The sequence below is a fragment of the Comamonas testosteroni TK102 genome (assembly GCF_000739375.1).
GTDB lineage: Bacteria > Pseudomonadota > Gammaproteobacteria > Burkholderiales > Burkholderiaceae_C > Comamonas > Comamonas brasiliensis.
Genome location: NZ_CP006704.1, coordinates 4,655,536 through 4,674,956 on the forward strand (window position 1 = coordinate 4,655,536; position 19,421 = coordinate 4,674,956).

Sequence of the window (19,421 nt, forward strand, 5' to 3'; positions counted from 1 at the left end):
AAATGAATTCAATGCAACCCGTCCCGCTGCGTCGAGACATTCCACTCCCTGGCAATGATACCGACAGTCTGTGGGCTAGCGATGCGATCGCAGAGATGATCCGCGCGCTTGATATCCCCTATGTCCTACTAAACCCCGGATCAAGCTTTCGCGGTCTGCACGACAGCTTGGTCAACCACCTGGGCAATATCAACCCCCAAATGCTGGTTGTGCTTCATGAGGAGCATGCCGTTGCTATCGCCCACGGCTATGCAAAGGTAACAGGAAAGCCCCTGGCTGCCATTGTCCACAGTAATGTCGGACTGATGCACGCTTCTATGGCGATCTTTAATGCCTGGGTAGACCGCGTGCCGGTGATGGTTCTCGGCGCAACGGGCCCAGTCGATGCCGCAAAACGCCGCCCTTGGATCGACTGGATGCATACCGCGCAGGACCAAGGTGCGTTGGTACGCGACTTCACCAAATGGGATGCGCAGCCCGCTTCCGTTGTTGCCTCTTATGAAGCGCTGCTCCGAGCCAAACAGATTGCACTGACTGCACCGTCCGGTCCAACCTACGTCTGTTTTGATGTTTCCTTACAAGAGACGAGAATCGACGCGATCCCGCCATTACCCAACGTCTCGCGATACGAGGTTGCCTCACCCGCTGTACCGGGCAAGGAAGATCTGGAGAAAGCCGCAGAACTACTTTCCTCGGCAACTCGGCCCGTCATTCTCATGGGACGCGTATCTCGCTCGAGCGAAAGCTGGCGCCATCGCATCCAACTGGCCGAGAAGCTAAATGCGGAGGTCCTCACTGACCTGCGCGCTGGTGCGTCCTTTCCTACGGACCATGAACTTCACGCCGCCGTGCCAGGTGTCTTTCTCTCACCCGAGGCGGCAGCTACGCTGCGCGCCGCGGACGTCGTCCTTAGTCTTGATTGGTACGACTTGAATGGAACACTCCAACAGGCATGGCGCGGTGAGTCTGTGAGCGCCAAAGTGATCCAGGTCTCACTCGACCACTACAGCCATCGCGGCTGGAGCATGGACCATCAAGGCCTCCCGCCGGTCGACGTATTTATGCCAGTTGAACCGGACGTCGCCGTTCCTCTCCTATCCGCCGCATGCAATCGCCGCTCGGTCGCCACTCGCCCCTCGAAGACGGTAGCCGCCAAGCTGCCGGCGCTGCAGGACGGCACAATCAGTATTGCGATGGTCGCGGATGCCCTGCGCCGCGCAGCAGGCGAGCAGCCCGTGACGCTGATTCGCGTGCCACTGGGATGGAGTGGAGAGATGGGCCACTTTCGCGATCCTCTGGACTACCTAGGCATGGACGGCGGTGCAGGTATTGGCTCAGGACCGGGTATGGCCGTAGGTGCTGCACTGGCACTTCGCGATACCGATCGTCTCCCCGTACTGATGACAGGTGATGGCGATTACTTGATGGGCCTGACGGCACTATGGACAGCGGCCAATGCCGGCATTCCGCTGCTCACTGTTGTATGCAACAACTGTTCTTTTTTCAACGACGAACTGCATCAGGAGCGTGTGGCACGCGACCGTGACCGACCAGTGCAAAATCGCTGGATCGGGCAGCGAATCGGAGACCCGGATCCGGATCTAGCTGCACTCGCGCGCGGACTGGGGCTACAAGGCTTTGGGCCGACTACCAACCCGGCCATGCTTGACGAGATACTAGCTCGCGCCGTAGCAGCGGTTCGGGCTGGCTCAACCGTTGTCGTCGACGTACGGGTCACTCCAGGCTACAGCGCTGCAATGACCTCCGGCATGACCCGTTCGCATGAAGATCATGAAGGAAGCCAAGCATGACGAAGATACCAATCTCCCTGCAGGAAAGCGGCGACCTGACCCCGTACATCCAGAGCACTTTACCGCGTTCAAGCGGTCATTTCTGGGCGGGACGTTGGCATGAAGGTGGGAGCGACACAATTGCGACCTTCAACCCATCGACCGGTGACCTTCTGGCCGATATCCCCTGCGCATCCCAGGCAGAAGTGAACGCGGCGGTCGCCTCAGCCAAGTCCGCGTTCCCGACATGGGCCGAAACGCCTCCGTTGCAGCGTGGCGCGCTATTACGCGAGGCCGCACGCCGCGTACGACTGCATTCACGGGAGCTAGCGCTGCTAGACGCCGCCAACTGTGGTAATCCCGTGCACGCCATGCAGATGGATGCGGAGATCGCTGCCACCCAACTGGACTATTTCTCGGGACTAGTGCTTGAGATCAAGGGCGAAACCATTCCGACCGCGAATGGCTCGCTGAACTACACGCTCAGGGAGCCCCTCGGCCCTGTGGCACGCATCTTCCCCTTCAACCATCCGTTCATGTTCGCTGCCGGGAAGATCGCGGCACCTCTCGCAGCAGGCAACACCGTCATTCTCAAACCGCCAGAGCAAGCCCCTCTCTCGACCATTCGATTGCTGGAAATTCTCGAGGACCTGTTTCCTCCCGGGGTACTGAACTGCGTCACCGGCGGGCGCGAAACGGGCGCCGCGCTCTCTGCACATACAGATGTTGCCGCTGTCGCATTAATTGGAAGTGTTGGCGCGGGCAAGGCTGTACTGAGGTCTGCTGCGGACACGATGAAGCACACCTTGCTTGAGCTCGGCGGCAAGAACGCAATGGTCATCTATCCCGACGCCGAACTGGACCGCGCCGTGGAAGGTGCCGTGCGAGGTATGAACTTCACATGGTGTGGGCAGTCCTGTGGCTCTACCAGTCGCCTATACGTACACCGATCTATCCACGACACATTTATGCAGCGTGTAGTGGCGGAACTCGCGAAGAAGCACCGGCCCGGTATCGCCACGCATTCGGACACGACCATGGGAGCGATGGCGAGCCGCGCTCAGTACGAGCGTGCCCTGCACTACATTCGTGCAGGCATCGAGGACGGAGCCACGCTCTTGACGGGCGGCTGCCCGGCACGCGAAGCGCATCTGCAAGCCGGTCTGTTTATCGAACCGACCATCTTCACAGGCGTACTCCCCGATATGCGGATCGCGCGCGAGGAAATCTTCGGTCCTGTGCTCTCGGTCTTCTCTTGGGAAGACGAGAACCAAATGTTCGCCGATGTCAATGCCGTCGAACTAGGCCTTACGGCCTCGGTGTGGACCACGAGCCTCAACACCGGCTTGCGCGCCGCCAAACGTATTCAGGCCGGATATGTATGGGTCAACGAATGCTCAGCACATATTCCTGGCGCGCCGTTCGGCGGCTACAAGCAGTCCGGCGTCGGTAGGGAGGAATCCAAGGAGGAACTACTGGAGTTCACGCAGGTCAAGAACGTCAACGTGAGGCTCGACTAGGGCGTGTTGAGATTTAACGTGAATTGATCACAGCCGATACCAACGTGATGACAGCAGCGAAGCTGCTGTCTGTCTTGTCGCAGCGCATTGCAATACGTTTGAACTCCTTGAGCTTGCAAAAGAAGTTCTCGATCAGGTGCCGCCACTTGTAGACCTCTATATCAATCTGCAAGGGCTCTCGCCGATTGGACTTATGTGCAATCACCACTTGGAAGCCCTGTGCCAGCAAGCGTTGCTCCAGCCAGTCTGCGTCAAATGCTTTATCGGCCAGCAATGCCAGCAGATCTATGCCTTCAAGCAGTTGCTCTACACCTTGAAGATCATGTCGTTGGCCTGGCCGCAAAACAAATCGGATCAAGTTCCCAAGGGTATCTGTCAGCGCCAAGATCTTGGTGGTCAAACCACCTCGACTGCGACCTATGGCCTAGCCCGCAGACCCTCTTTTGCACCCTTACCATGCCGGTGCACTCGCACCATCGTTGCATCCAACATCACGTATTCCATGTGCGGTTGATCGCTGACTGCATCAAACAGCTTTTGAAAAACATCAGCTTTGACCCAGTCGCGAAACCGCTTCAAGACGGTGCTCCACTTACCAAACTCGGGTGGCAAATCTCGCCAAGGGCTACCTGTTCGTGTAATCCAAAGCACTGCTTCCAAGAAGAGTCGATTGTTGGAGCCACTGCGTCCTCGGTCTCCAACCTTCCCCAAACACAATGGACTCATACGAGTCCATTGTCCATCTCTCAAAACATATCGCATCACCGCGATGATTGTCACGTAGCCGCGGAGATAAAGGATCAAATCTCAACAAATCCTGGTACTCTGACAATCGGAGGTTCTTCCATACTGGCATTAGTATGGGCGCTATATTAGCTGCAGTCGCCTGTAACAGCGCTTTCCAAGCCAGTGCAAGCCCCAAGGCGCTGTGTGAGTATGCATCAGCTTCGTGACCGAACCTTCAGCCTACTATGAGATATTGAGGCCAGTTGCGAAGACCGGCAAGCCACCCATAGTACTGATCCACGGCGGAGCGCGTACCGGTTCCAGCTACATGGCGACAGCCAGCGGTCGCCCAAGATGAATACCTTTTTTCTCAGTCTAGGACAACCAGATGGGGCGGCCTGACTGTGCTGGCACCGGTCGCAACAGCGCCCCGCACTACATCCTGTCGGCGAGACGGCTGTGCAAGGCCTTAGAAAAATGCTAGACCCAGCAAGAAGCTCGTTGACTGCAGCATGCGCTTCGCACTCGACTACATGTATAGCTAACTAGCCAGCCTTACTACCTGGTTGTTGCTCAAGCGGGTGATTTTTGAAAACAGCGCACTCCACATGACTGACCCATCGGGTTACCCGGGTAAGCAAGGATCTATGCCAGTATCCTATCCACACGAGCACCTGGGTTGTTAATTTCCACGCAAAACTGGCCCCCAGGAGGTTCGGATAAGAGTTTGGACTGGTGTTATGCGGCTAGGCCTAGTTTGTGCCAGTATTTCACAGGACTTGTCGTTCAGTCCCACAGAGAGATGGTGCGGATGAAGTCTAAAGCGGCTTGGGTCTTTTCCCATGCCTCGCACATCGGCCGGAATGGTGTCTTCCACCTGAGCGCCTTCAAGTGCTTGCCGAAGTTGTAGCTTTGAACGAAGGTCTGGACATGCTCCCGTAGTTGCTCCAGTCCCTCGTACTCGTACGCCTTGATCGTGGATTCCCTGAAGGTCCGGTTCATGCGTTCGACCATGCCGTTCGTCCACGGGTGATACGGCTTGGTATGCGTTTTCGCGACGCCATTGAACTTGCAGATGCGCTCGAAGATGTGACCGATGCATGTGTCGGTGACACCGCCTCTGAAGCATTCTTGTCCCGTAAAGGACATGCCGTTTTCCGTCAGAAGGGAATGCATGCGGTACAGGAAGGCCCCAAGCACCTGTCGAAGGAACTTTGCTGCATTGGCTTTCGTGGCCCTGTCAAAGAACGCGGAATGCGTGAATTTGTGACGCGGTCTATGACGACGAACGTGTGCTGTTTGGTGCGGGAGACCTTCATTTCGGCGCTGTCGATGGGCACGAAGCCCAGCGTCGCTTCTTCAAACTTTCCGTGCCTTTGTGACACCTGCGTTATGGGCTGTCAACTGATTCCGTGACGCTGCAGGCATCGATGCAAGGCGCTACGGCTGAGCTTGGATGCTGTCCCATGAGATCGTCCAGCGACAGATGCCCTTGCTTGCGCAATGCAATTGCCAAGTGTTCTTACTCTTGGGAAAGATGCTGGCTTGCTCTGTCCCGAGGCCCCATGGGCTCATCGAGAACCGAGGTGCGTGCACGCCACTTGGCCACGGTCTTGGGGTTGATGCCGTAGAGCTTGGCCAAGAACCGATGGGAGCCGGTCGCTAGCTGGAGTTCTGCGCGGATACGCGGCGTCGTGCGGGCGCTACCATGCAGGCGGATTGCCATAGTGCTTTCTCCTGTTCCAGGCTGAAGAATGCACCATGACTTCCTGGGACCGTACATCTAAGCGACAGAAGACGACGCGAGCGAGGCAGCAATACGTGCGTCAGGGCCTTATCACGCTCATGGTTGAGGAACATAACGGGCGCGCGGACGCCACAGGCCAGTCGCGCCGCGCTGCTCCTGTACGTGCGCCGCCCAACCAGCCATGCGCGCCACTAAAAAGAGAACCGCAGCCGACCACACGGGCAGCCGAAGCCCGCGCACCAGACAGACAAGTGCGAACTCATGCCTGGGATGGTCTGCGAGGTTTTCCTGCGCCCAAGCGACGAAATCGAACACCTGTCTCATGTCGAAAGAGTCGTCAGCCAAGTCGGCGGCGATGGCAAGTAAGTGCCTCGCGCGCGGGTCGCCCCCCTTGTAGAGAGGATGCGTGAACCCCGGTATCTGCTGCCCGCTTTGGTGAAGGCGAATGGCCTTTTCACGCAACGCAACCGCCGTCGGTCTTGCCGTCAGAAAGCGGTCAACGATCGCATAGTGCCCGGCGATCTCGGTCCCGGAGCTAGCGCAGATGCCCGCGGAAATACAGTCGAACAGGTTTGCCCCACCCGATGCCGCGGCCCGAACAGCCAGGGTGCCTGGCGGCAGCTCATGGTCTGCAAGGAGCACCAGCAGCGCGTTCACCGCGCGGCTCCGCTCGAGCGTGGCCTCGCATCCGAAGGAGCGAATGAGCGTCGACGCGATCAGTTCCGAACGCTCCGGCAGCGTCAGCGCGTGTACGGGGCTGACACAGCCTAGCGCTTGCGCAATGGCAGAGATCAGCAGATGCGGCTCTTGCACCACGCCACCAACACGACCGCCGCTGCCCGACAGCTTGCGGGTACGTCCCAGCTCAAGGGCCAGCATTGCGATCGCCCCATACACTGTGTGCGGGTCGGTGCCGTGCAAAATCCGCAAGCCAGCTTCCCGAGCGCGAGCCAACTCCCGCGGAGGGATTATCCAAGCGCCAATTCTGGCAACGTCGAGCGGAGCGCCCCATAGCAACTCGCAAACGCGCTCGAATGGAACACCCTGGCGCGCGAGGTCACTAGCCAGATAGCCTCGGTATGCTGGGCCAGCCTCGGTGATTTCTGTTATTCCGCTGCTAATGATGGGCTGCCCATGGTCCATCGCGCCAGCTGCCGCAGCAGCATGGCCTGCACGGGCCGCCGCACGCGCAATGACCCGCTCAACGTCCGCTCGGCTGTATAGGTGCGCTTTGGTCCCGGGCTGAGGCACACTACGAATTGCCCCTCTGCTCACATATGCGTAGAGCGTCTGTGGTCGAACGCCCAGGAGGGCAAGACTAGCCTTCGCATCAAGGAAGTCAGGGTGTCGAGAGGACGTGGAGTCAGAGCCTGTGATCATGGGGTCCCACGCAATCCAGACCTGCAATGGCAAGGGATTCCATAAAGCGTGCCATATCTACATGGCTCATATTTATTAGCCATCTAATAATTTTACACGACAGATGGAATCTACCGCAGAGAGCGAGCTTAGCCAACTGCCGCATGGGACATGGCATTTAGCCTATCTACCAAGATTCTCAAAAGCGTCTTGCTCTATGCGGGTCAGCGCCTAGGCATGAGGGCTAGCGCCTCCACGGGTTAAGGCTTTGGGGAACCTTGGACAGCCGCTCTCCTCGTGTCATCTTGGATACACTCGTCATTCGCAAGATTCTCAATAATCTTCAATAGCGAGCGCCGCACGATCCCGACATGCGCATCCGACAGAGACTTAACCGCCAGTGCGTTAACCTCCTCGGCCATAGGCACAAGCTTTGCCTTGAGGCGCTTGCCTGCAGGCGTAAGGAATACGTACATGCTTTTACGATTGTCGGGCCGGTGCCTTCGCACGACATATCCTAACTCTTCCATGGCTTTCAGTGCAATGGCCGTCGTGGGCGCCATCACTCCTGCCTCAACGCTCAGCTCCGCCTGGGTGAGTCCATCCCTTTCCCAGAGGATCCGCAGAAAAGTCCAATGGCCGAGCTGAACATCGTAGCGCGCGAGACGATTCTGCAGTGACCGAAGAAATGCGCGCGTCGCGTCTTTAACCAAGTGAGCCAAGCGATCGTCAGGAACGCCCTCATGCCAGTGCTGCAGGATTCGGCTCGCCATCTCTGCTGATTCTGTCCTTGCTTTCTTAGCCAATGTTCATCCCTCAATGCATACTAACAGACACTTTGCCTGATTTATTCCCCGCAACACAGGCAACGAGCGACTACGTCTACACGAGCCGACAGGCACAAACAAGGGGGAGAAGAATGAAAAGGTACGAAACCAGGCCAAGCGAGCTTAGCAAATATAGCACTCCGCATTCCTTAGTTCCGAACTCCACCACTGCAGAAACAGAACACGCAGCAATACGGCACCACAGGCAAAATTGAAAGTACACCTGAGCGGCAGTACCGTAAGCCGCCGACTGTAGGATAACCGCCCCAAAATGACATGCAGCAGTCAGCAGGATCAGGCTACTCTGTATCTTAAATCTCTGAGGAGGGCGTTTTACAAGAACGTACAAGGTGCCCGCCAAGCGCAAGCCTTGTGCATTGCACCGGCACACATATGCCCTAGGCTAGCACCGCCTTTGCAGAGTATCCCTCACTAGCGTACGCAGCCAACGATGCGCCGGATCCTGATGGTGGCGCCTGTGCCATATCTGAATTATTTCCACGCTCGGCGACGCGAACGGCAGCGGGATGGCCGTTATACCTTCCTTGCCGTCAAACGCACTGGCCAGATCCATCGGAATAATGGCTGTCAGCTCGGTTTGCGGAATGATGGTCAACAGGCCAAGATAATGGGGAACCGTGGCCACCACATTCCGCTGCACGCCCATTGCAGCCATAGCCTTCTCAATGACCTCCTGGCTACGGCCTTCTGTTCTGACCGCAATGTGCTCCGCGGCTTGGAACGAAGCGATATCCAGCTCGCCGCGCGCGGCGAGCTCCCTGTCGCCCGTGATGCACAGAAATCCGCTATTGCGCAACAACCTCTGCTGAAAAACACCTCCACTAGTGATATCGGGAAAGTACCCAACGGCAAGATCGACACCTCCTGATTCCAGACCTACCTTGAGCTTTTCCACGATAGGGGACACCGTTCTCAGGCGAACACCTGGAGCCTGCTTGCGTACAGCATTGATCAGCAGCGGCAAATAGCAAGTTTCGCCGACATCTGTCATGCAGATCGTGAATATGCGCGAGGAAGTACGCAAGTCCAACGCCACCTTGGAAAAAATATGCTGGCGGGCGAGTTCGAGGGCTTGCCGGATCGGCTCAGCGACCTCCTGCGCCCTTAGCGTAGGCTGCATCTCGTTCTTAACACGCACGAACATTGGATCGTCGAAAGCCTTACGCATCTTCGACAGCGCGTGGCTCATAGAAGGTTGACTCAGGTGCAATTGCTCGCCAGCCTTAGACACACTGCGGGTTTCCATGAGCGCTTCGAAGACAATTAGCAGATTCAAGTCCTCTTGAGAAGGCGTCATTTTGTCCACGCTATGCAATAAGTCTATAGTTTGAAAAGTTGTTGGAGTTCCAGCCTTAGCCAAGCACCTTACATGCACTGCATCCGGAATCATGCATGCGCATAAGGCCACTGCAAAATGAGGCCAGACACAAGGTACTGTCGTCAGACCAAAGGAGACTCTTATAACACTGACGTCTTGCTCGCCTGTGGCCATCGCAGAGGAGAGGCCACATAGGGTGGAGCTTCCGACCACTCTGTCCGCACCTTTCTCTTACGCAAGCACTTCAGCGCGGCAGTTCCACGTCTTTACCCGAGCCGGCCGAGTCGAGCAACGCTAGACATACCTCAAGCGTAGCGCGCGCCCATTCGCCATCATGCAGCGGCTTGATCTCGTTCACCACAGCGTGGTACAACTCATCAATAACCTCGAAACGGGGCACCACCGGCCGCTGCAACGACCGCCGCTCCTTGGCGAGGTCTGCGTACACGCAGACACTGTCCGGTAACGGGCGTATGTCTCCGCGCTCGCACGACACCACTATCGGGCCAAAATGTTGGTGCCAGATAGGCTGCGCATCCATTGCGGCAGCCACATATCCAGGACCTCCATAGGTAGCAGCAGCCTTGAGGTTCGCCTCCTCCTGTGCTGAGCCCACGGTAGCCAGCTTGCGGCGGGCGGCGCCATATGCCTCAGGAGACTTGTCACCGCCCATCTCGCCAATCCAGTCGCACCACTCGTCGGAGTCGAAGTGCCCGTAGCCGTTATAGGAGATGCTGGCGAACGCGCCCCCCTCGAACCACAGCAGCGCCGAATAGGCACCCTGGGTAGGACGCATAGGATCCCAGTCACCCGTGATGGCTCGAACCCTCCTGACCCGAGTGCCAACCAGCAAGCGCACAATGTCGACTTGGTGAGCAGCCTGACTGAACACCACGCCACCGCCCTCTTCAGTGCGCAGTTCCTCGGGACGACGCGGTCGGTAGAGAAAGTCGGTGTAATTCAACGCGTGGACCATACGCACGGGCCCCAGCTCCCCGCTCTGCACGATCTCTCGAGCGCTCAGGTAGGGTGTGTCAAAGCTGTGACAATGACCGACGATCAGGTGTACCCCTGCATCACGGCAGTGCTGGATCATCTCGTCGCAGTCGCCAAGGGACAGCGCCATCGGTTTTTCCACAAGAACATGCTTGCCGTGACGTGCTGCAATGCGTGCCTGCTGCGCATGAAATTGGTGTGGGCTGGCGATATAGATAGCCTCTACATCCGGATTAGATGCCAGGCCTTCAATGTCCGGGTACACCGGAGCACGGAAGTCGCTCGCAAATTGAGCCCGCGCCGATTCGCGCGGATCGCAAGCAGCCACCAGCTTTATCCGCGGGTCCTGCTGGAGTGTCGGCAACATAAGCGTGAAGGCGCGCCCGAGTCCGGCGACACCCAGTCGAAGTTGGTGGCCGGCGTTCACAGGTCGATCACCAATTCGTCTGACTTAGCCCGAGAGACGCAGATCATGATTTGCTTGTCCATCTCCTCGGGCAGCAATACCATGTCTCGATGATCAGCCTCGCCACTAAGTAGATTCGTGCGGCAGGTGCCGCAAGTACCGCTCTCGCAAGACGCCGCTGCATTACAGCCATGCTCACGAAGCACAGACAGAATCGACTTGCCGACTGGTACCTCAAACGCCGCGCCGGAGTTGGCCAATTTTACCATGAAAGGCTTGTCGTCTGGCCGCACTCCTCCGCCTTCGTTAAAGCTCTCGAAATGTACGTTGGTCGGCGACCAGTGCCCAGTCATGTCGCGCACAGCTTCCATCAGCGGGCGGGGGCCACAACAGTATACGTGGGCGGAATTAGGCTTTTCAAGCTCGGGCCACAGGTCGAAGACGCGCTCAGCGTCCCCGTGACTGTGGTGGATCCGCACTCGCCCCTTGAGTTCGGGGGCTCCAAGCTCTTCACGGAAGGCTGTGTTTTCGGGAAAGCGCGTCAGATAGATTAGCTTCCACGGCGCAGGCGGCAACTCACCGAAAGAACGGATCATGGAAAGGATCGGCGTGATGCCAATACCCCCGGCGATAAAAAGGTAGCGCTTGGCGTTATCCACCAGCGGAAATGCGTTGGAAGGAAGCGATGTAGGCAGCGTGTCGCCCTCCTGCAGTTGCTCATGCATTGAAAGTGAACCGCCCTGCCCTTCGGGGTCGCGCTTGACGGCAATAACATAGCGCTTTCGCTCTGTCGGGTCATTGCAGAGCGAATATTTTCGCAGCATGCCGTTAGGGGCTTGCACCTTTACATGCGAGCCGGGAGTGAAGGGGGGTAGATCGCTGCCATCGTCATGCACCAACTCAAAGCTGCGGATATCGAGCGCCAAGTCGATGATGCGAGACACCCTCAACGGCATCTGCGTATCGGAGTGAGTATGCGTAGAAGACATTGTGAAATCTCTCTTATTCGGCCTTGAGTTGGGCCCGCTTAGCCGCGTCTGTCACCTGCGTCTTCTCGGCACGTAGTGCCTGCCTCAATTGCTCCACCGAGCCGCCTACTGGGTCAACACCGGCAGTGCGAAGCTGTTCAATGACTTCGGGCATCTTCACAATCTTGTCAATCTCGGCATTTATGCGGCTAACCACTGCTTCAGGTGTATCCTTCTTTCCTAGAACCGCAACCGTAAAGGCAAAGTCAAAGCCAGGAATCTTTTCGGCCAGCGCTGGCATTTGCGGCACTAGAAGGGACCGCGCTGAGGAATTAGTGGCCAGAAGCCGAGCTTGACCTGATTTGACAAACCCCATGAGCGATGGTGGCGAAGCGAAAACCATGTCAACCTGCCCCCCGATCATCGCAGGCACCGAGTTGGCGCTTCCCTTAAAAGGGACGTGTGTCATCGTGAGGCCTAAGCTAGCATTCATGGCCTCTGCCGTGAGGTGGTGGATGCTGCCTGTGCCTGCTGAGCCATAGTTAAGCTCTCCCGGCTTGGCCTTCGCCAGCGCGATGAGTTCCTCCAGCGTCTTCGCCTTAACCTTCGCATTGACAGCAAGGAACAGCGGAGCCTTGCCGACGAGCGAAATCGGGACAAAATCGCGACCAGCGTCGTAGCTAATCTTCTTTGTTAGCAGCGGCGTAATCGACAGCATTGGTCCATCGGTCACCAGCAGCGTGTAACCATCTGCCGGCGCCTGCAGTATCGCTGATGCCGCCACCGCGCCACCGGCGCCGGGCCGATTATCGACGTAGACCGGCTGCCCCAAAACATCGCCCAAAGGGCGAGAGAGGATACGAGCCACTGTGTCAGGAAGACCACCCGCAGAATAGGGAACTATCAACTTGATAGCGCGGGTCGGGTAGTTTTGAGCGTACGCGTTGGAGCTAAATGCAAAGGGAGCCAGAAAGGCCATCCCAAGCAACTTGATTAGGGTTTTGCGTCTCATGGGGCTTGTCTCCACTTATGTTCTTTTGGATTTAGATGCTGTAGCTCTCATAGGTTGCGGGATGGAACAGCTCACTAACTGGAACCAGTCTGGATGACAGGCCTTGCTCGTAGCGACTACGAACGAAGGTCTCCAGGGTCCTACTTGCCGGCGCCACACCATAGGACCAGAAATCCTCACCCATAGCCACGCGTGCAGCGTGCAGTTGCTCTTCAACGAATGGAAGCGTGACCTTGGTGGCCGAGGTATCGGAAAGAAGCTCCAAAGCCACAGCCTTGGACTGGGTGAAAGCCTTCACAATCGCAGCTGCCAGCCAAGGGTGCTTGGCCGCCAGATCTTTTTTAATTGCCGCCACATGCATGATCGGAAAGACGCCTGTACGACGGTAATAGTCCTTGGCTACCGCCGTCGGATCGTCGAAGAGCCAGCCAATATTTGGGTTGGCCAGCGCTGCCCGACTGGGTGGACGGGGGGCCATAAAAGCGTCGATCTCTCCTGAATCGAGCATTTGCGAAATCGTTGCCCCCTCGGGAGCCTGTTCAATACGGATATCAGCTGGAAGCTGCAGTTTGACTTTCTCAGGGCGACCGGGCGTCTCAATGCCTCCGCGTACCCAGGTCACATCGGAGGGACTGACTCCGAAATCGTCTTGCAAGACCGCTCGTGCCCATACATTAGCGGTAAGTTGATACTCAGGTACACCAATGCGCTTGCCCTTCAGGTCAGAAGGCTCCCTAATACGGTCCTTGCGGACGTAGATTGATGTGTGCCGAAAAGCCCGCGACAGAAAGACCGGCAGCGCGATATAGGGACACTCACCGCGCGAGTGTTTCACCAAGTAGCTGGAGAAAGAAAGCTCGGTGACGTCGAAGTCAATGCTACGCATCGCTCGGAAGAACATCTCCTCGGGATTGAGGAGCATATACACTGGGTCGACGCCATCTATTTGCACACGGCCATCGAACAATGCTCGAGTACGGTCGTAGTCGCCCATCGCGACGGAAAGTTGGAGTTTACTCATGGGATCAGGACTTCACGGAATAGGAGGGTTCGAACTCGGGGCGATCCTGGCCATCCAGCCAGACATAGTGAGCGTCGTATGTGCGCCAGTCGGTCGTCTTTGGGACGATGGCTTGGAAGGAACAGACCGTTGGCGTCGCCGCTTCGACCCCCGTCCCGATGGCAGGTGCCCCTTGCTCGAAGGCCTTCACCGCGTCGAGCATCTGCTTGCGAAATTCCACGATAGCCAGATCGCTTGCGCCCAGGCGGTCATGGGTACGGTCGGCGATGGGCCCCATAGTCAGCCACATCGCGACATCTTGGTTAGGGAAACCAGTGATGCCAGTGAAGTTACCGGCCTTCATAGCGTTACGGTCCTGCCAGAATTTGTTTGCTTCATTGCGCAAGGGACGGTAGTTTTGATCCAGGTCGACCCCCACCGTCTGACGCAAAAACTTGCGCCAGGTTTCAGTCTCCGGCGTTTGCGACGGATGGCCCCACGCGATGAAATAGAACGCCGTGTTTGTGTCATCCATCGGCACGTTGATGTTGGCCACGTTATAGAGGTTGTTTGGCGGGATCAGCGCAGTAGCCGGGGCCACGAAAACCGTGGAGCGCACGTAATCGTTCTCCGCAGCATTCGAGAGCGGCCGGCGCAACGCGGCATAGCGAAAACCGTAACCGGTACGCTGCACCTGCATGCGCGGAGCCTTGTCGGTCGAGGGACGCAACCAAGTCTTGTCGGTAGCCTTCGCGCCATCGACCCGAGCCGGCACCATATCTGAGGAATGGAGACTGGAGCTATGGGCTGAGTCGATAGCGCCTTCGAGAATCTGCGCCCAGTTGCACGGCAGTAGCACCTTCGCGATGCTCACCCGCGTGTCGGCCGTCGGCGCCCATGCCGGCGGCAGGAATTCAGGCATGGTTTCCTTCGGTCCCATGTAAGCCCACACCATACCGGCCCACTCTTGGGTCGGATACGCGGTGTGCTTAACCTTGTCAACCATGCCGCTGGCTGCTGGCTCGGACGCCATCTCCAGCACGTTGCCATCGACATCCATCTTCCAGCCGTGGTAGAGGCAGCGCAGACCTCCCTCCTCGTTGCGACCGTACACCAACGAGGCTCGGCGGTGAGGGCAATACTCGTCCATGACACCGACGCGGCCCTCACTGTCGCGAAAGACCACCAGATCCTCGCCGAACGCACGCGCTTTCACTGGCGTTCCGTCAGGCTCGCCCACCTCCTCCACTAGGCAGATGGGCGTCCAATGCCGACGCATGAGACGCCCCATCGGTGCGTCTCCTTCAACGCGACAAAGCAGTTCGTTTTCTTCGTGGGTCATCATGATGTGTTCTCTCCAGGAGTGATTAAAGGTATCGAACTAAGTCGCCAAGGCAGTCTCAGATTGGCGCCCCTTGCGCAGCACTATCGGTTTAGCGCCGTGCTGCAGCTTGCAAAGCCAATGAGAAAGGGCCGAGTCGAGGTGCTGAACATGGGCTGGAAACCAAGCAGCCAACTCGTCCGCCAACCGATATGCAACGCTGACTTCGCCGGTGCAATCCATACGCCGGAGCACACCTCGAAGCGTTGAAAGCACGGCATCGTGCTCACGAATGTGACAGTCGCGTGGAGGAAATTGCGTAGCGAGCATCAACTCATTCTCAGCCTCAAAGTGCGATGTCGCATGCGTAAGCACTGCTTCAAGCGTTTGCGCCATATCGGAAGCGCTGGCACGCTGCATGCGTTCGATTAGCCAAGCGAGCCGCTCGTGCTCATCATCGACTGCCGCGAGTCCTAGCAATAGCGCCTCTGACCAGAGCGGCGGTGATGACTCAATAGGCATCTGAATAGTCAAAGCAGACATCGACATACACAGCCGGCAAGTTTTTATTAGACACCTAACAATTCTAACAATGCAAGCTCGTCTCGGCAATGAATTTCACCCCGGGGTTTCCCTAAAATTATTTGTCAACTAACAATTAGTCATTCCGCCTTTACACGGAACTACGGGACTCAATCAATGACGGCGCAAAAAGATGGCTGGCTGTGAATCGCCAAGCGGTTATTTGCAGATTTGAGCCGGGACACCGAAGCGACGTTGGCGATGCCGCTGTGCGACCGTGGCAGTTGTAGTGGTGCTGCCAGTTCGCCAGGGCACGAGCCACTCAGCAGAGTTCTGGTACGTCAGGCCATAGTCCCACTCACTTAGCTCTGACTGGATGGACCGCTCGGCCTCGCCATTGGTCTATGGCCGGTGCGATCTGATGAGCTTTTGCCGCACGTCCAAAGCCTCGCAGGCAGCCGCAAACACCTTCCACCGGAAAGCTGCACTGCTGTCAGTCAGCAGGCGTTTGATGCACGCGTGGTCAACGATCGCCACAAACAATGTCTCCCGGCCTGTACCCTCGACCGAGTCTCGCCGGCCGCCAGTCACTTGATGGGTGGGTCTGACGATGCTCCAGAGCATCCTGGTGTCGATGTGCAGCATGTCACCAGAATCCTTGTCCTCGCAGCGCATAACGGACTCGGCAGGCCCCTGAGGCGAGAGAGGCCAGCACGGCCCCATGTGCGCGCAAACCTAGCACAGAGCAACGCAAGGTGGCAAGAACCACGGAGATGTACTTCCAAAGTGCCATTGCGCGATAGATCCGGCGGGTGCGCGAGATGAGACAGTGGGATACCTTCCTGCCGGCAGCCCACCTGCAAAGCAGGCGTGCAGGATTGGTACGTCAAGCGCTGAAAGTACCGGGCCGAGAACACCAGCGTCAATGAGTTCACGAACAGCCTGAGTACGATGGTCAAGGCCCAGGTGCGCGTCGGGTAGCGCGGTGTTGCACGCAGGAGGCCAGGCCATGGTCTCCTAGGGCCCGGCGCGCCCACAGGGGACACCAAGCCATGTGGTCGTGCCCGGCTCAGTCCTCGCTTAGAAGACGGCCAGCCTGGAGGTCAGAGCTTATCGAGGCGCACCGAGCGGTCGGCGAGCATATCTGCCGACGGGCACGCGCCCTGCTTGAGCCAACGCTTGGCCACCTTGATGTCCCGCGGTGCATTCACCGAGATCACGCTGCGCAGTCGGCCATCCGAGATCTGGAACATGGAGAACGCGCCCTCCTCTGCAGACCCGCGCAGGGTGCCCTCCAGGTCGTTGGACGGAGTGCCGAGGACCTGCAAATTCAGGTTGTACTGGTCGGACCAGAACCACGGGATCTCGTCATATGCCCCGTTCCCGCCGGCGATCGCCTTGCCCACGGCGATCGCCTGGTTCTGGGCGTTGGCCCACGACTCGAAGCGCAGACGGCAGCCCGCCCAGGAATTGGGCTGATTCGCCACGTCGCCGGCCGCATAGATGTCGGGGTCGGAGGTCCGACCGGACTGGTCTACGACAATGCCGTCCCGGACCTCGAGCCCACAGGCTTCGGCCAAGCTGGTGTCCAGGACCAGCCCGATCCCGACCACGACCGCATCGAACTCCTGCGACTCGCCGGGCAGTTGCACGGCCAGAGCGCGCTGGAGCCCCACAGAAAACGATGTGATTGTTGTCGACAGGCGGACCTCGACGCCCTCCTGGCGGTGCTTTTCGAGCAGGAACTCCGAGAATCGGGGGGGAAGCGACCGCGCGCACAGGCGCGGCCCGGCCTCCAGTAGCATAACGTTGACCTGCTTCTTCCTCGCCGTTGCCGCGATCTCCAGCCCGATCCATCCGCCCCCGATGACCAGCAGCCGGTTGCCGGGAACCAGGTGCCTGGCGATGGCCCGGGAATCCTCGATCGTGCGCAGGGCATGGACGCTGGGCAGGTCCGCGCCGGGACACGACAGCTGCCGAGGGCGCCCGCCGGTGGCCAGCACGAGCTTGTCGTAGTGGACCAGCGAGCCATCCGCGCACCGGACCAGGTGGCCGGCGCGGTCGATGCCGACGGCCTCGACGCCAGGCCGGAAGTCCACGCGCAGCGCCTCGCACTGCTGTGCGGTGAGAAGCACGGGAGGGTGCTCCTGCGCTCCGCTGAGTACCCCCTTGGACAGCGGGGGGCGCTCGTACGGCGCATGCGGCTCGCGGCCCAGAAGGAGGATCCCTCCCTCATGCCCTCCCTCGCGCAGCGACCGGGCAACCCAAGCGCCGGCCTGGCCGGCTCCTATGATGACGACATCCATGACTGTTTCCCGTTGCATCGCTCAGTGGACCGGCCGCAGGAAGATCACCCCCTGCTCGACCTTGACCGGATAGCAGTGCAGCGGCACGGTGCATGGGGCTCCCACCGCACGGCCACTCCTGATGTCGAACGTACCCTCGTGCAGCGGACACTCGATGAGACAGGAGTCAACCACCATGCCCAGCGACAGGTCCGCGTCTCCGTGCGTGCACGTGCCGTCCGTGGCGAAGATGTCCCCGCCGAGGTTGTAAAGGCACACCCGCTTGCCGTCGAACTCCACCGAATGCGTGTCGTCTTCGTCGATATCGGAGACGTTGCCGACCTTGATCCATTCATCTTCCATAATGACTCCCATTTGTTCCTGTGCCTTACGCCGCCTCGGACGTCATCACGTCGATGTAGTGATTCTCCATGTGGTACAGAGCCTCCTCCAGCGGAGACATCGGACCGGGCTTGAAGAACTCCGAGCCTGCGCTGTTCTGCATGCCCTCCACCATCACGGCATCCTCGGCGATGATTTGGCGCACGAAGCCGACATATTTCTCCATCTCCTCGTCGTAGTTCGGGATCGAGAAGGCGCCTTCGGGGAACAGCAGGTAGCAGATGACCCGGGTCTCGGTGGGGGAGATCGGCCAGATATGCCACATGCGAACGCTGTCGGCGCGCATCGACAGGTTCAGGTTGGGATAGATACCCGCCTTGCAGGCAATGCCACTGGGCTTGTCCTGCGCCCAGGGCAGGGTCGGGAAGACCTGATCACCGGACGTCGAGTGGGGCCGGGCCTCGTACTGGGTATGCCATCCGCCGTTTCCCAGGAGATTGAAGCGCACCTGCTCGCCCTTGACGAAGCCGCCGAAGGTTCCCTTGTGGATGACGCCGACGTGGTAGATGTCGATCAAGTTCTCGACCAGGAATTTCCAATTGCACTTGACGTCGATCTCGACCTTCTGGGCAAGCCTGCAATGGTCGGTCTGGAACCACCACAGCGGCTGCTCGAACGGTGCGATGTAGTCCTCGAAGGACATCGGCTCATCGCTGAAGTTCACGAAAATCCAGCCGCGCCAGACCTTGACGTGCAACTGCCGCAGGCTGCAGTTCTTCAGTTCAACCTCCGAGGCCTTCATGCCGGGTGCGACAACCAGCTTGCCGCTCACGTCATACAGCCACGCGTGGTAGGGGCAGCTGAATTCCTTCGCATTGCCGCGGCCGACGGCGATCTCCACGCCCCGGTGCAGGCACTGGTTCATGTAGGCCACGACCTGATCGGGCGCCGGACGGGACACCACGATCGATTCCTTCATCACCTGGAAGGTGTAGTAGTCGCCAACATTGGGGATCTCTTCGACGCGCCCCACAGAAAGCCAGTACTTCATAAAGATCTGCTGCTTTTCCATGTCGTAGATCTCGGGCGAGCTGTACACCTCGCCCGGCAGGTGACGTGCACTGAGCAATTTCTTGCGAGTTTCCTTGAACTTGGGGCGCAGGTCCAGGAGCTGTTGTTCGGCTACTTGCATCGTGGTCATCCTTTCAGAAATGCGTTGATCGTGCGCAGCGGATACTAGACAATACATTGATTAATGTAT

General features: G+C 58.4%; 16 protein-coding genes and 1 pseudogene. 2 read left to right on the forward strand and 15 right to left on the reverse strand.

The features are described 5' to 3' along the window. The first annotated feature begins 2 nt into the window (after positions 1 to 2). Both O987_RS21020 and O987_RS21025 read left to right on the forward strand, forming a co-directional pair. The gene (locus O987_RS21020; protein WP_051962223.1) at positions 3 to 1,811 is read left to right on the forward strand and encodes a thiamine pyrophosphate-binding protein; all 1,809 of its coding nucleotides are present in this window, start codon (positions 3 to 5) and stop codon (positions 1,809 to 1,811) included. Then, complete coding sequence (locus tag O987_RS21025; RefSeq protein ID WP_043374571.1) at positions 1,808 to 3,310, forward strand: aldehyde dehydrogenase family protein; 1,503 nt, start codon at positions 1,808 to 1,810, stop codon at positions 3,308 to 3,310. Before O987_RS21020 ends, O987_RS21025 begins: the two co-directional genes overlap by 4 nt. Before the next feature lie 13 nt (positions 3,311 to 3,323). Here the strand turns inward: O987_RS21025 and O987_RS28420 are convergent. The 15 genes and pseudogenes from O987_RS28420 to O987_RS21100 form a co-directional block, all read right to left on the reverse strand. Then, positions 3,324 to 4,081 (reverse strand): IS5 family transposase gene (locus O987_RS28420; protein ID WP_144245004.1). Its coding sequence is split into 2 segments (ribosomal slippage): positions 3,324 to 3,736 and positions 3,736 to 4,081, totalling 759 coding nucleotides; the frame shifts between segments, so codons are not numbered across the junction. 745 nt (positions 4,082 to 4,826) lie between these two features. Beyond that, positions 4,827 to 5,762: pseudogene (locus O987_RS21035) on the reverse strand (integrase core domain-containing protein); the annotation flags it as partial. A 117-nt stretch (positions 5,763 to 5,879) separates the two neighbouring features. Further along, on the reverse strand, positions 5,880 to 7,163 hold the full coding sequence (locus O987_RS21040; protein WP_144244958.1) for a citrate/2-methylcitrate synthase: 1,284 nt from the start codon (positions 7,161 to 7,163) through the stop codon (positions 5,880 to 5,882). 239 nt (positions 7,164 to 7,402) lie between these two features. Then, entirely contained in the window at positions 7,403 to 7,915 is a 513-nt protein-coding gene (locus O987_RS21045) for a MarR family winged helix-turn-helix transcriptional regulator (protein ID WP_043374577.1), read from the reverse strand. A 457-nt stretch (positions 7,916 to 8,372) separates the two neighbouring features. Further along, a complete protein-coding gene (locus O987_RS21050) occupies positions 8,373 to 9,287 on the reverse strand; it encodes a LysR family transcriptional regulator (RefSeq protein WP_043374580.1) in 915 nt (304 codons plus the stop codon). A 265-nt stretch (positions 9,288 to 9,552) separates the two neighbouring features. Further along, positions 9,553 to 10,731: a Gfo/Idh/MocA family protein gene (locus tag O987_RS21055; RefSeq protein ID WP_043374582.1), complete on the reverse strand. Its 1,179-nt coding sequence runs from the start codon at positions 10,729 to 10,731 to the stop codon at positions 9,553 to 9,555. Then, complete coding sequence (locus tag O987_RS21060; RefSeq protein ID WP_043374584.1) at positions 10,728 to 11,699, reverse strand: PDR/VanB family oxidoreductase; 972 nt, start codon at positions 11,697 to 11,699, stop codon at positions 10,728 to 10,730. The genes O987_RS21055 and O987_RS21060 overlap by 4 nt, the downstream gene beginning before the upstream one ends. Before the next feature lie 13 nt (positions 11,700 to 11,712). Then, a complete protein-coding gene (locus tag O987_RS21065) occupies positions 11,713 to 12,690 on the reverse strand; it encodes a Bug family tripartite tricarboxylate transporter substrate binding protein (protein WP_043374586.1) in 978 nt (325 codons plus the stop codon). A 31-nt stretch (positions 12,691 to 12,721) separates the two neighbouring features. After that, positions 12,722 to 13,711, reverse strand: a complete 990-nt coding sequence (locus O987_RS21070) for an ABC transporter substrate-binding protein (RefSeq protein ID WP_043374589.1) — start codon at positions 13,709 to 13,711, stop codon at positions 12,722 to 12,724. Positions 13,712 to 13,715: 4 nt separating this feature from the next. Further along, on the reverse strand, positions 13,716 to 15,035 hold the full coding sequence (locus O987_RS21075) for a Rieske 2Fe-2S domain-containing protein (RefSeq protein ID WP_003054408.1): 1,320 nt from the start codon (positions 15,033 to 15,035) through the stop codon (positions 13,716 to 13,718). Positions 15,036 to 15,071: 36 nt separating this feature from the next. After that, complete coding sequence (locus O987_RS21080; protein WP_080731569.1) at positions 15,072 to 15,560, reverse strand: hemerythrin domain-containing protein; 489 nt, start codon at positions 15,558 to 15,560, stop codon at positions 15,072 to 15,074. Positions 15,561 to 15,935: 375 nt separating this feature from the next. Further along, positions 15,936 to 16,178: a hypothetical protein gene (locus O987_RS27620; RefSeq protein ID WP_144244959.1), complete on the reverse strand. Its 243-nt coding sequence runs from the start codon at positions 16,176 to 16,178 to the stop codon at positions 15,936 to 15,938. Positions 16,179 to 16,636: 458 nt separating this feature from the next. Beyond that, positions 16,637 to 17,839 (reverse strand): NAD(P)/FAD-dependent oxidoreductase, encoded by a 1,203-nt coding sequence (locus O987_RS21090; RefSeq protein WP_051962226.1) that lies wholly within the window; start codon positions 17,837 to 17,839, stop codon positions 16,637 to 16,639. A 21-nt stretch (positions 17,840 to 17,860) separates the two neighbouring features. Continuing rightward, entirely contained in the window at positions 17,861 to 18,181 is a 321-nt protein-coding gene (locus tag O987_RS21095; RefSeq protein WP_051962318.1) for a non-heme iron oxygenase ferredoxin subunit, read from the reverse strand. A gap of 25 nt (positions 18,182 to 18,206) precedes the next feature. Beyond that, positions 18,207 to 19,352 (reverse strand): aromatic ring-hydroxylating oxygenase subunit alpha, encoded by a 1,146-nt coding sequence (locus tag O987_RS21100; protein ID WP_043376751.1) that lies wholly within the window; start codon positions 19,350 to 19,352, stop codon positions 18,207 to 18,209. Positions 19,353 to 19,421 lie beyond the last annotated feature (69 nt).